The organism is Alloyangia pacifica, assembly GCF_003111685.1.
GTDB classification, from domain to species: domain Bacteria; phylum Pseudomonadota; class Alphaproteobacteria; order Rhodobacterales; family Rhodobacteraceae; genus Salipiger; species Salipiger pacificus_A.
Genome location: NZ_CP022191.1, coordinates 62053 through 74254, shown reverse-complemented (window position 1 = coordinate 74254; position 12202 = coordinate 62053). Strand labels below are relative to the sequence as shown.

Sequence of the window (12202 nt, the reverse complement as noted above, 5' to 3'; positions counted from 1 at the left end):
ATGTTTGCCGCTAAATTGGAGTCTTGCGCGTTGGGGTGAGAATTCGTAACCGGTAGATATGGGGTGCAACGAGCGCGATGACCGAGAGCAAGACCTTCGGGCGTCGGCCATGGCGGGGCCCGAAGGGTCTCGAGGGCGTAAGCCCGCCGAACATGATCTTGATCCGGTCGCGTCGGTTACGCCTGCGCCTATCGTATCCGACCGGGGTCTTGCGCTGCTTCTGTCCGCAGCTGCACGCGCGTATTCCGATATCTTGCGACGTCTCTCTGAACCAACGGGTGTCATAGCCGCGATCTCCGAGCAGCCAGTCGACTCTTGGAAGGCTGCCGAGCAACGCCTGTCCGCCTATGCAGTCGCTTCTGTGGTTGCCGCCCGTAGTGCAAGAGGTTTTTAACCTTATTGCCATGTGATCGAGTGCGAACTTCTGGGAGGCCATTGCAGCCTCACCTGCTGGGTGCCGCAGCCGGTACATCACATTAACTGTCATCCGTGGCGACCGGCAGCGCTGCGCTGCAGCTTTACCGAGCCGCTCGTGCATGCAGGCCGCAGCAATTTGAACGGTTCGAGGTCTGCAGTGCGGAAAAGTTGACTTTCTAGGTCTCCCCGAGTGGGCGTTCATCCTTCTGTCCGAGACGCGCCGTGCCGTAAAGGTGCGGCGCTGAGCTTCGGTGGTCACGCGCCGGCCAAAAGCCCGGCATAGACACCGCCTTTCGCCGCCAGCGATGCGTGGGAGCCGGTCTCGACCACCCGCCCGCGCTGCATCACCACGATCAGGTCGGCTTCGCGGATGGTCGAGAGCCGGTGTGCGATGGTGATGGTTGTGCGGCCCTTCGACAGCCCGTCCAGCGCTTGCGACATCGCGCGTTCCGTTCGCGTGTCGAGCGCGCTCGTCGCCTCGTCGAGCAGCAGGATTGGCGGGTCGCGCAGGATCGTCCGGGCCAGCGCCAGTCGCTGCTTTTCGCCGCCCGAGAAACGGGAGCCGCCTTCGCCGACCAGCGTCTCGTAGCCTTCGGGCAAGGCCGCGATGTGGTCGTGGATTTGCGCCACCTTCGCGGCCTCTATGAGCTGGTCCATGCTCGCCTCGGGGCGCGCGAAGCGCAGGTTCTCGGCCACGGAGGCGTTCAGCAGATAGGGCTCCTGCGAGACCACCCCAAGCATCTGCGAGAGCGTCTCGAAGCTGAGGTCGCGCAGGTCTACCCCGTCGAAGCTGATCGCACCGCCATCGACATCGTAGAGCCGCGCCAGCAGGTAGCCGAGCGTGGTCTTGCCCGAGCCGGTCGGGCCGACGATGGCGACATGGCTGCCCGCGGGGATGGTCAGGCTCACGTCCTGAACCGCGGGGCCGTGCCCCTCTGAATAGGCGAAACGGACATGGTCGAGCGCGACCTCGCCGCGCATCTCGGCGCGGGGGATGGTGATGGCATCAACGCGCTCGGTGATCTCCACCGGCTTGTCGAGATACTCGAAGATGCGGGCAAAGAGCGCGCGGGTCTTGCGGGTGTCACGCCCTACCTCGAGCAACTGCTCGAAGGGCCAGAGGAGTTGTTCCTGCAGGGCGATCATCGCGACGAGCGTGCCGATGCTTGCCGGATTGCCCGTCTGCATCAGGATCCCGCCGGCCAGCAGCGTCAGCGCGGGCAATGTCGCAAGGGAAAAACCGATCAGCGACCACTGCCATTCGCCTGCGGTATGCGACCGGACCTCAAGCTGTGCGAGATCGCGCGAGATGCGGGCGAAATGCTGGGTCAGGAAGCTGCCGCGCCCCATGGTGCGGGCAAGGATGATGCCGGGGGCCGAAAGCGTTTGCTCGACCGCGGCGGACATGTCGGCGGCGCGGGCCTGCTGCTGGTAGGTCAGCGCCTCGCGCAGCCGGGCGACGCGCGCGCTGATCAGCACGGTCACCGGCACGATGAGCAGGACGAAGAGGGCCAGCCGCCAGTCCAGCAACACGATCGCCACCGCCGTCATCACCACCGCGCTGAGCGAGCGGCCAAGCTCGTTCGCGGTTTCGGTCATCAGCGATTGCAGCCCGGCGATGTCACCCGCGATGCGGGACTGCACCTCGCCGGTGCGCGTGCCGGTGAAGAACCGCAACGAAAGCGTCTGCAGATGCGCGTAGAGGCGGACCCGCAGGTCGTGCAGGATGGCCTGCCCGATCCGGGTGCTCAGCACGATCTGGAGCGCGCCGATCCCGGCGGAGGCCAGCGCCGCCGCGATCATGCCGCCCGCCAGCCAGACCAGAAGCGCGAGGTCCTGCTGCGGCAGGGCGACGTCGATGATCGCGCGCAGAAGAAAGGGCCCGGCCAGCCCGATGGCCGAGGACAGGACCATCAGCGTCACGACCCCCGCGATCCGCGCCCGGTAGGGGGCGAAGAGCTGCAGGACCCGCCGCAGAGAGACATGCCTGGCGGCCAGGTCGCCGTAGGCTTCGGGATCGTCAGTCATCGGTCTGTCCATTCTGGTGGGTCTTGCTCGGCAGCCGGACTTCAACGCTCAGGCCGGTCCGGTCGTTCGGCAGCAGCCTTGCCTCGCCGCCATGGGCGCGGGCGATGGCGCGCAGGATGGAGAGGCCCAGTCCCGAGCCGCCATGGCTGCGCCCGCGCGAGCCGTCCGCCCGCCAGAACCGGTCGAAGGCGCGGTCCCGATCCTCCGCCGGAAGACCGGGGCCGGTGTCGGAGCACCGAAAGAGGACGTGGTCACCCTCTGTCAGCGTCTCGACGTGAACCTGGGCCCGCTGCGCGTAGCGGCGGCAGTTCTCGAACACCGCGACGAAGGCCTGGCGCAGGCGTGTCCGGTCCGCCGTGACCCGCGCCGGGGCCAGCGCTCGGGTCACGGTGATGCCCGCCGCAGCCAATTCCGCCTCCATGCCGCTCAGGGCCGCCGCGACTTCCTCTGCGAGGTCGACGCTGACATGGGAGAGCTCAAGCCGACCGGCGTTGCCGAGCGCGAGCGTGCGCAACTCCTCGACGATGGACGAGAGGTGATCGACATGCACGATCAGCCGCTCGAAGGTCTCTTGCGTCGGGTCGAAGACGCCATCGGACAGGCCTTGAAGCCGTCCGCGCAGGATGGTCAGCGGTGTGCGCAATTCATGCGCGATGGCCGAATTGGAATAGGCCAGTTCGGCTTCGGCGCGCTCCAGTCGTTCGGCCATGGCGTTGAAATCCGCCAGCAGGTCCGCGGCTTCGCGGAAACTGTCGTTGGGCACGTCGGCGCGGGCGGAGAAATCCCCCTGCGCAATCCGCCGCGCGGCGACCCCGACCGACTTCAGCGGTGCAACGACCCGCCCGGCAAGGCGCCAGCCGATCAACGAGGCGGTGATGAGGCCGAAGGCCAGCACGGTCAGCACCATGACGGTATCCGCCGTGCGCCAGACCGTCGCGTCCGGCGTTTCGGTGGGATAGATCCAGTCGTAGATGAACAGAAAATAGGCCATCAATCCCAGCGATACGACCAGCGCCGCGACGAGCGTCAGCGCGATGATCGTCCGCGAGATGCGCGCGTTGAGGTTAGCCGCCATGGGGCGCATCCAGACGGTAGCCGAACCCGCGCACGCCGGTCAGCAGGCCATCCGCGCCCGCCGCCGCAAGCTTGCGGCGCAGGTTGCTGACATGGCTGTCGACGGTGCGGTCGAGGGCCGATCCTTCGGGCAGGCAGGCATCCACAAGGTCCGCTCGGCTGAAGGCCCGGCCCCGGGAGCGCGCCATATGAGAGAGGATGCGGAATTCCGTGGGCGTCAGGTCGAGTGCGACAGGCCCATCACCACCGTCGAGCGTGGCGCGGTAGGCGCCGGGATCGACCGTCAGGGGGCCCACCCGGAGCAGGCTTTCCCGCGTCCGACCCATCGTGCGGCGCAACACGGCGCGGGCGCGGGCCACCACCTCATGCGGGTTGAACGGCTTGACCACGTAGTCGTCGGCCCCGATCCGCAGCGCCTGCAGCTTGTCGAGGTCCTCGGCCAAGGCCGTGACCATGATGACGGGCGTGTCGCCCCGCCGACGGATCGCGGCCAGAACCTCGAAGCCGTCCTGTCCCGGCAGCTTGATGTCCAGCACCACTAGGTCGGGACGCAGACTTTGGTGATGCGCAAGGCCCGTGGTGCCGTCGCGGGCGCAGATCACCCGAAAGCCCTCACGCGCAAAGTAGCTCTCCAGGATCTCGGCGATCTCGGGTTCGTCCTCGACAATCAGGATCAGGGCATCGGTCATGCGCCAACCTCTTGCAATGTATCACGTGCCGGTGCCGAAGCGCGGCGGCTGACAGCAACATAAAGCACGGGCACGAAGAACACTGCCAGCACTGTGGCCGAGATCATGCCGCCGAAAACACCCGTGCCGATGGCGTTCTGGATCTCGGAAGCCGCGCCGTTGGCAATCACCAGCGGCACGACCCCGAGGATGAAGGCCAGCGAGGTCATGACGATCGGCCTGAGCCGCAGCCGCGCGGCCTGAAGGATCGCGCGATGAATCCCCATGCCGCCCTCGCGCAGGTGGCGGGCGTATTCGACCATGAGGATCGCGTTCTTGGCAGAAAGCCCGATGATCGTGACGAGGCCGACCTTGAAGAACACGTCGTTGTCCGCGCCGCGCATCAGCACGGCGGTCACGGCGCCGAGGAGACCCAAAGGCACCATCAACATCACCGCCAAGGGCACCGACCAGCTTTCGTAGAGTGCGGCCAGAACGAGGAACACGATCAGCATGGAGGCCACCATCAGCATCGGCGCCTGGTTGGCCGATTGTTTTTCCTGCAGCGACTGCCCGGTCCATTCCACGGCGAACCCTTGCGGCAACGCCATGGCCAGGCGCTCCATCTCGGCCATGGCCGCACCGCTGGACACGCCGCTTGCCGCCTCGCCCGAGATGCGCGCGGCCGGGTAGCCATTGTAGCGGTCCAGCTGTGAGGGCGTATTTTCCCAGGTCGGGGTGATGACCTCGGACAGAGGCACCATGCCGCCTTCGGCATTGCGCACCTCGAGCCGCAGCACGTCCTCGACATGCATGCGCGCAGCGGCCTCGGCCTGCACGATCACCTGCTGCATCCGCCCCCGATAGGGGAAATCGTTCACGTAGGTAGACCCGACAGCGGTCCCGATGGCGTCGCTGATCGCGTCGAACCCCAGCCCGAGCGCCTGCGCCTTCTCGCGGTCGATCTTGAGCGCGATGGCCATGCCGTCGGGCAGACCCTCGCTCATCACGGACGACAGCAGCGGGCTGGCCTCGGCCGCGGCGATCAACTGGTCTTCCGCCGCCTTCAGCGCGGCAGAGCCGGCATTGGCGCGATCTTCCAGCCGCAGCGAAAAGCCCGATGTCGTGCCCAGCGACTCGATCGACGGGGGTTTCATGATCATGGCCGTCCCTTCGGGTATATCCGCCATTGCGGCCTCGGCAGCGGCGATCTCCTCGTCCACGCTGGTCGTGCGCTTATCCCAGTCCTTCATGCTGGTGAATGCCTGCGCGGCATTCGGCCCCGAACCCGAGAACCCGAACCCGAGGATCACCGTGTTCTCGAGGATGTCGGGGCGGGTCGCGGTATGCGCCTCGTAGGCGGCGATCACGTCGCGCGTGCGCTCTGCCGTGGCGCCTGCGGGCAGTTCGAACATCGCCATGAAGTTGCCCTGATCCTCCTCGGGGACGAAGGAGGTCGGGATCCGCGTGTAGGCGAGGCCCATAAGCGCGATCAGTGCGAGATATAGAACGACCATTCGCCCGCCGCGGCGCAGGGTCCAGCCGACCCAACCGGTGTAGCGCCGTGTCAGGGCGGCGAAACCCCGGTTGAAACGCCCGAAGACGCCGCCGGTCCTGCCATGGCGCGCGGCGGGACGCAGCAGCGTGGCGCAGAGCGCGGGCGTCAGCGTCAGGGCAAGGACGGAGGAGATCAGGATCGAGACCGCCATCGACAGCGTGAACTGCTTGTAGATCGCGCCGACCGATCCGCTGGCCAGCCCCATCGGGATGAAAACAGCGGTCAGCACAAGCGTCGTGCCGACGATGGCGCCGGTGATCTCGCGCATCGCCTGTTGGGTTGCCTCCTTCGGAGACAGTCCCTGCCGCGCCATGATCCGCTCGACGCTTTCGACCACGACGATGGCGTCGTCGACGATGATGCCGATGGCCAGAACCATGCCGAACATGGTCAGCACGTTGATCGAAAAACCTGCCGCCCCCATCACCGCAAAGGTGCCCAGAAGCGCGATCGGCGCGACGATGGCCGGGATCAGCGTGTAGCGCAGGTTCTGCAGGAACAGCAGCATCACAGCGAAGACCAGCACCATGGCCTCGATCAACGTGTGGATCACCTTGGAGATCGACACCTTCACGAAGGGCGCGGTGTTGTAGGAGATGGAGACCTCCATGTCCTCGGGCATCGCAAGCCGCAATGCCTCCAGCCGCGTCTCGATGGCGGCGGAGGTTCGAACGGCATTGCCACCGGGCGTCATCTGGACCGCGGCGGCGGCCGCCGCCTTTCCATTGCTGCTGACGCTGAAGGCCGTGGTCTGCGCCCCCAGTTCCAGCCGCGCGACATCGCCCAGAACCAGACGCGCACCATCGGTCTGTGCGCGCAGGGGGATCGCGGCAAAGGCCTCGGGCGACGTCAGCTGTCCCTCGATGGTGAGCGGTGTCGAGATCCGCGTGCCAGGCACGGTCGGATCATCTCCCACCCGGCCGGGCGCGGCCTGTGCGTTCTCGCGCGCGATGGCGTCGGTCACGTCGCTCATTGTCAGCCCGTAAGCCGAGAGTTTCTCCGCATCGACCCAGACCCGCAGCGCCCGATCCGATCCGAACTGTTGCACACGCCCGACGCCGGGCACGCGCTTGAGCTCTTCGCCGAGATTTCGGGTCAGGTATTCGCCAAGACTCAGTTCATCGGTCTCGCCGGTCCGCGACTTGAGCGTGATAACCATCAGGAAGCCCGATTCCGCCGCCTCGACACCGATGCCTGCGCGGCGCACCGGTTCCGGCAACAGGGCCTCCGCGTTCTTCAGCCGGTTCTGGACCTCGACCTGCGCCATCTCTGGATCGGTCCCCGGCTTGAACGTGAGCGAAATGGTCGCGCCGCCCGTCGAGTCCACGCTGGACTCGTAGTAAAGCACGTTCTTGACGCTGGAGAGTTCCTTTTCGATCGGCCGCACCACACTGTTGCTGACGGTCGTCGCATCGGCCCCGGCGTAGGTCGTGAAGATGCTGACGCTGGGCGGCGCAATGTCGGGAAACTGGGCGACGGGCAGTTGCGGGATCGTGACGATCCCGGCAAGCGCGATGAAGATCGCGATGACCCAGGCAAAGACCGGGCGCAGGATGAAGAACTGGGCCATTTTCGTCCGCTTTTCAGGAGGATGTATCAGGTTGTGAGGTGGCGGCTGGGCGCGTCGTAGCCGGAACTGTCACACCCTCTGGCACGCGGTCCTGCCCCCGCACCGCAACGCTCTCTCCCGGTTTCAGTCCGGACGCGACGATGAAGCGATTGCCGACGCGTTCGCCCAGCCGCACATCGCGTCGCGCGGCCTGACCGTCGCGCGAGACGACGACAATCTGTGCGCCGCCGTCGCCGGTGCGCAGGATAGCGTCCTCCGGCACCAAGACGGCGCGGTCGACGACGCCATGAGGGAGCGTTGCACGCACGAACATGCCCGGCAGCAGGGCCAGGTGCGGGTTTGCGACCTCGATACGGACGCCGACATACCCCGTGCCCTGGTCGACGATCACGTCAGAGGATTTCAGCGCACCGGTCAGGGGCGGCGCGCCGTCCCGGTCCTTGAGCACCCTGACTGGCCCCAGCCCCGCCTCGGCAGCCATCATGACCGCGTCGAGGTCATCCGCCGGCAGCCGCAGGTCGATCGTCACCATATCCAGGTCCTGCACCACCGCGAGGGGCTTGTCGCCTCCGACCGTGACCAGCCCGCCGATCTCGGCGAGCCCGGCCGCGACATAGCCGTCGATGGGCGCGCGCAGCGTCGCGAAGTCGAGGTCAAGGCGCTTACGCTCCACCGCGGCGCGGGCTTCGGCAACGGCGGCTTTCGCGAGGTGCAGGTCATTGTGGGCGGTGTCGTTGCTCTGCCGACTGACGGTATTCCGCTTCAGCAGGGAATCCGACCGCTCCGCGGCGCTCCGGGCAAAGGTCTCGGCGATCTCGGCGCGCGCCAAGGCAGCCTCTGCCACGCCGAGGTCGGCTTGCAGGGGCGCCGGGTCGAGGCGGAACAGCACGTCTCCCGCCGAGACCCGGGCGCCTTCCTCGACGTGCCGCTCGAGGATCAGCCCGCCGACTTGCGGGCGGATTTCGACCCGTCGGTGGGCAGAGACGCGGCCCGCATATTCGGACGTGAGCACGATCCGTTCGTACTCGATCTGGCGCACCGTCAAGTGGACCGCCGTTTCCACGGCATGCTCTTCCGCCGCGGCCAGATGGGGCCGGTTGTCGAACTGGAAGATGGCCAGCGCTCCGGCCATCAGGCCGATGCAGGCGGGGATCAGGATCTTGCGGCGTATCATGGTGCGTCCCGTTGCTGTCACACCGCCGGCAAATGGCATCGGCCAATGGAAGAACCGCCGAGATTTCGTGGAGATTTCGTGGATGCCGGACCTTGCGACCAAGTCGGCCTCCCGATGGTCTTGCCCCACTGAAGTGGTCCACCCCTTGGGATAGTTTATCCCGCATCACGGAGGACTACGACGATTGGAGGCAAACGAGAGAAGCCCGAAGGCATCATGACGAAACTGCGGCAGGTCGAGGTGCTACAGGGTCAGGGCGCGAAGATCGCGGAAGCCGTTCGGCAGATCGGCGCACCAAGGCCTCCTTCAGCGCGCTGACCTCAACCCGCAGGACCTTCACTTCCGGGCTGCTCGCCTGGCGCGCCGTATCAGCAGCAAACCTCTTCTTGCCGGCCTCGAGGAACTCTTTGGACCAAATGTAGTTCTAGATCGTCGCAATCCCCTCGCGCCGGCAAAGCTCGGCTATGCTCTCCTCGCCGCGAAGCCCCTCAAGCACGATGCGGATCTTTTCCACTGCCGAATACTATTTTGCCGGTGCGCCGACGGATACGGCGAAGAGCAGATCCGCGCCACTCTGTGGTTGAATAAATCATCATTGTTACATATTTTGACCTTATACGAGGGTTGAGGGAAATGGCCCAATTATCTCCCCTGAGCGCTCTTTCTCTATCGCATGGCCTTCGTAACAAGTGCCGGGCCGGCGCGACCCGCAACAGAAACGCGGTCTGCGAGGCCCACGACCAAGTCAGATCACACCGCGCGATGAGGGGGCCGCGAAGAGTGTAAGCGTAAAGCTGCCCATCACTGTTCTTGGCCGATACATATCCAATTCTTGGCGACGGTGATGCGCGCGCGCATGGCTCGTTCCGCACTTCCGTGGTCCTTGGCGCGGATGGCATCCAAAATGGCGTGGTGCTCGGACAGCACTTTCACCTGCCGCTGCGGTTCATCCAGAATCGTCAGTGAAAGCGATAGGGACACGCCGAAAGCGATCTGGTGTCGCAGCAATTCAAGCGTCCAGACAAAGAACACGTTGTGTGAGGCCCGCGCGACGGCGAGGTGAAACCGCTGGTCTGCTTCTGTCGGCAGTTCTTTTTCCTGCTAGCGAGTTTCCAACTTTCGCAGTGCCTTCTCGATCTTGCGAAGGTCCTCTTGGTCCCGCCGGGACGCCGCCCAACCTGCTTACGACGTAGCCGCCACGGACCCTCGGCGTGACTGGACAATGCCCTTGGTGCGGAGCCAGGCAAGTGCGGCCCGAACGACGGGCCGCGATACGCCGAACTCTTGCGTGAGAGATTCCTCGTTGGGCAAACGGATGCGCAATTCGCAAGTTCCGTCGGTATTCCGCGTCAGAAGGTGCTTATAGAACTGATCTGCGAAGGATGGTCTTTCTGGCACCGCTCAAGTTTGTATCCGTCGTGGCGTTGTTGCAGAACGGCGTCCTGAGGCGTGGGGGGCCCTTTCCCCGTCAGGTTCAGGTCACGCGGACGATCTCGGCTGTGCCGAGGGCGTTGAAGCGGTTCATGAGGGCGACGCGGATGTGGAATTCGGCAGTCTGGCGGTCGGGGTCTCTGGCGGCGATGCGCTCGCCGAAGGCCTTCAGGCATCGCATCCTGGCCTCGGCGCGGCTGCGGATATGGTATCCGGTCCACCGCTTCCAGAACGCCCTGCTATAGTGACGTGTGGCGCGCAGGGTTTCGTTGCGCGCCCGGGCAGCTGGGCAGTCGCCTTTCCATGGCCGACCGTTCTTGCGGATCGGGATGATCGCAGTGCCACCGCGTGCGATGATGGCGCTATGGCAGCGGCGGGTGTCGTAGGCGCCGTCTGCGGTCACGGTGCCGATGTCTTCGTCGTCCGGGATCTGGTCCAGCAGGTCTGGCAGGACGGGGCTGTCGCCTTCCCGGCTGGGGGTAAACTCGACCGCGCGGATGTCGGAAGTGGCGGTGTCCATGGCCAGATGGACCTTGCGCCATTGGCGACGGCCTTGCAAACCGTGCTTCCGGGCCTGCCATTCGCCATCGCCGAGGAACTTGATGCCGGTGCTGTCCACCAGCAGGTTCAGCGGCCCACCGGCACGGCGATAGGGGATCTGCACCTTAAGAGTCTTCTGTCGGCGGCACAGCGTGGAGAAGTCTGGAACGGGCCAGTCCAGCCCGGCGAGGCGCAGGAGGCTTGCGACCATCCCGGCAGTCTGCCTGAGCGGCAGCTTGAATAGCACCTTGATCGACAGGCAGAACTGGATCGCCGCATCCGAGAAGACTGGCGGGCGTCCGGGGCGGCCCTCATGCGGCGCGTGCCAAGCCATCTCCTTGTCCAGCCAGATCAGCAGAGACCCGCGCTTCGTCAGCGCAGCGTTGTAGGCGGACCAGTTCGTCGTGCGGTAGCGGGCGGGCTTGGGCTTGGGCTTGCTCATGACGCCCGTCTCACCGCTTGGATTCGCGATGTGAATCTTTCACGATGAGATCTCTGCAACAACGCCATCCGTCGTAGAAGTGCGTGCGGTTAGACTTCGACCCCCGCCGCGCGATAGATGCTCTCCATAAGCCGCAATGTTTTGAGGTTGTCCAGCCTGTCGGTCTGGAACTTTCGCCCGCTGCGCAGTCCTTCTGTAAAGTCGGTAACCGCACCGGTGAAGCAGGCCTGGTAGTTGGCCGTGAGGTCATGCTGTGACACGGCGTCCGGTTGCGAGAGTAGCGTGATCCGGTCGCGATCGTAAATTAGCGTGTCGGCATCGCCCAATAGTTCTAACCTGTCTGTCGGAAGTGGCGGGTGTCCGGGAGCGGCGATGTCGGCATCGATGACGACCAGTGCACCATTCTCAGCTCGGAGTTGTATCAACGCGACATCCTCGCCTTTCAGCGCCGGGTTAATGCGGTCCAGGGTTGCGCTGACCACGTCCATTTCGCCGATGATTGCGCGGAGGGCATCCAAATGGTGGATCAGAACTTCGAAGACCAAGAGGCGCCGGAAGTCTGTGAGGTAAGGCTGGCGTCCCAGTAGGAAGGGCTCTTTGCCTTCGTAGTCCCATACTGCCGAGGCGCGGACCGTCATCCGGGCATGACGCAACCTGCCGACCTCCCCGTCCTGCATCCGCTGCGCGAGCTCAGCGTAATGCGGACGAAAGCGGTAGTTTTCATGGACCATAAAACGCACGCGCTCACCCACATCAGCGATAAGAGCCTCTGCCTCGGCCACCGTAGGGGTCATGGGTTTTTGGCACATCGCGTGCACGCCCTTGTCGGCGGCGATGCGCACCAGCCGCGCATGGCTGCCCACCGGAGTGATGATGTCGACGGCGTCGGGCTGGGTCTCGTCCAGCATTTCCGCCATGTCGGCAAAGACGCGAGAGATACCAAAGGCCTCCCCTCGCGCGTGTGCTTTGTCCTTGTCTGGGTCGCAAATCCCAACAATCTCAACGTCTGCCTGTGCCTGCCATCCGATGAGGTGAAATTGGCTGATCGCTCCGGCCCCTGCAATCGCGACCCTAAGCTTGTTACTAGCCACTTTTGGCCCTTCCTTGGTTCTGTTTGCCTGTCTCGCCCAAATTTGCGCTACTACAAATTCGAACCAATCAGACGTGAGGCTACTCTCCTAACCATCTCCGATGGGAGCCGGGGTTCGGCATCTGATCGAAGAAAGTGGCCTCGAGGTCGGCGAAGGCCCTCTTGAGCATATCCGTTAGGAAATTCAGTGCACTTCGCCGGGACTCCCGT

The 12202-nt window shown here is 64.9% G+C and carries 9 protein-coding genes and 2 pseudogenes; all 11 read right to left on the bottom strand.

Annotation, left to right across the window (positions count from 1 at the left end; all coding sequences use genetic code 11):
• Positions 1-10 precede the first annotated feature (10 nt).
• Positions 11-358 (bottom strand): annotated as a pseudogene (locus tag CEW88_RS25020) (IS5/IS1182 family transposase); the annotation flags it as partial.
• A 314-nt stretch (positions 359-672) separates the two neighbouring features.
• Entirely contained in the window at positions 673-2445 is a 1773-nt protein-coding gene (locus CEW88_RS19510) for an ABC transporter ATP-binding protein (RefSeq protein ID WP_108970392.1), read from the bottom strand.
• Positions 2438-3520 carry an ATP-binding protein gene (locus tag CEW88_RS19505; protein ID WP_108970052.1) on the bottom strand — a complete coding sequence of 361 codons (1083 nt, stop codon included), beginning with the start codon at positions 3518-3520 and terminating at the stop codon, positions 2438-2440. Before CEW88_RS19505 ends, CEW88_RS19510 begins: the two co-directional genes overlap by 8 nt.
• Positions 3510-4208 carry a response regulator gene (locus tag CEW88_RS19500; RefSeq protein ID WP_108970051.1) on the bottom strand — a complete coding sequence of 233 codons (699 nt, stop codon included), beginning with the start codon at positions 4206-4208 and terminating at the stop codon, positions 3510-3512. Before CEW88_RS19500 ends, CEW88_RS19505 begins: the two co-directional genes overlap by 11 nt.
• Positions 4205-7315, bottom strand: a complete 3111-nt coding sequence (locus CEW88_RS19495) for a multidrug efflux RND transporter permease subunit (protein ID WP_108970050.1) — start codon at positions 7313-7315, stop codon at positions 4205-4207. The genes CEW88_RS19500 and CEW88_RS19495 overlap by 4 nt, the downstream gene beginning before the upstream one ends.
• A gap of 13 nt (positions 7316-7328) precedes the next feature.
• Positions 7329-8489, bottom strand: a complete 1161-nt coding sequence (locus tag CEW88_RS19490; RefSeq protein ID WP_108970049.1) for an efflux RND transporter periplasmic adaptor subunit — start codon at positions 8487-8489, stop codon at positions 7329-7331.
• A 277-nt stretch (positions 8490-8766) separates the two neighbouring features.
• Positions 8767-9012 (bottom strand): annotated as a pseudogene (locus CEW88_RS19485) (transposase); the annotation flags it as partial.
• Positions 9013-9290: 278 nt separating this feature from the next.
• Positions 9291-9578, bottom strand: a complete 288-nt coding sequence (locus CEW88_RS25015; protein WP_108970048.1) for a FadR/GntR family transcriptional regulator — start codon at positions 9576-9578, stop codon at positions 9291-9293.
• A gap of 93 nt (positions 9579-9671) precedes the next feature.
• Positions 9672-9887 carry a GntR family transcriptional regulator gene (locus CEW88_RS25010; protein WP_108970047.1) on the bottom strand — a complete coding sequence of 72 codons (216 nt, stop codon included), beginning with the start codon at positions 9885-9887 and terminating at the stop codon, positions 9672-9674.
• 76 nt (positions 9888-9963) lie between these two features.
• On the bottom strand, positions 9964-10902 hold the full coding sequence (locus CEW88_RS19470; RefSeq protein WP_108970046.1) for an IS5 family transposase: 939 nt from the start codon (positions 10900-10902) through the stop codon (positions 9964-9966).
• 89 nt (positions 10903-10991) lie between these two features.
• Complete coding sequence (locus tag CEW88_RS19465; RefSeq protein WP_159099683.1) at positions 10992-11993, bottom strand: Gfo/Idh/MocA family protein; 1002 nt, start codon at positions 11991-11993, stop codon at positions 10992-10994.
• Between the last annotated feature and the right edge of the window lie 209 nt (positions 11994-12202).

Excerpts from the sequence above, each read along its gene's own strand:
- CEW88_RS19510 (WP_108970392.1), bottom strand. The coding sequence starts at position 2,445 with ATGACTGACGATCCCGAAGCCTACGGCGACCTGGCCGCCAGGCATGTC.
- CEW88_RS19495 (WP_108970050.1), bottom strand. The coding sequence starts at position 7,315 with ATGGCCCAGTTCTTCATCCTGCGCCCGGTCTTTGCCTGGGTCATCGCG.
- CEW88_RS19500 (WP_108970051.1), bottom strand. The coding sequence starts at position 4,208 with ATGACCGATGCCCTGATCCTGATTGTCGAGGACGAACCCGAGATCGCC.
- CEW88_RS19470 (WP_108970046.1), bottom strand. The coding sequence starts at position 10,902 with ATGAGCAAGCCCAAGCCCAAGCCCGCCCGCTACCGCACGACGAACTGG.
- CEW88_RS19490 (WP_108970049.1), bottom strand. The coding sequence starts at position 8,489 with ATGATACGCCGCAAGATCCTGATCCCCGCCTGCATCGGCCTGATGGCC.
- CEW88_RS19505 (WP_108970052.1), bottom strand. The coding sequence starts at position 3,520 with ATGGCGGCTAACCTCAACGCGCGCATCTCGCGGACGATCATCGCGCTG.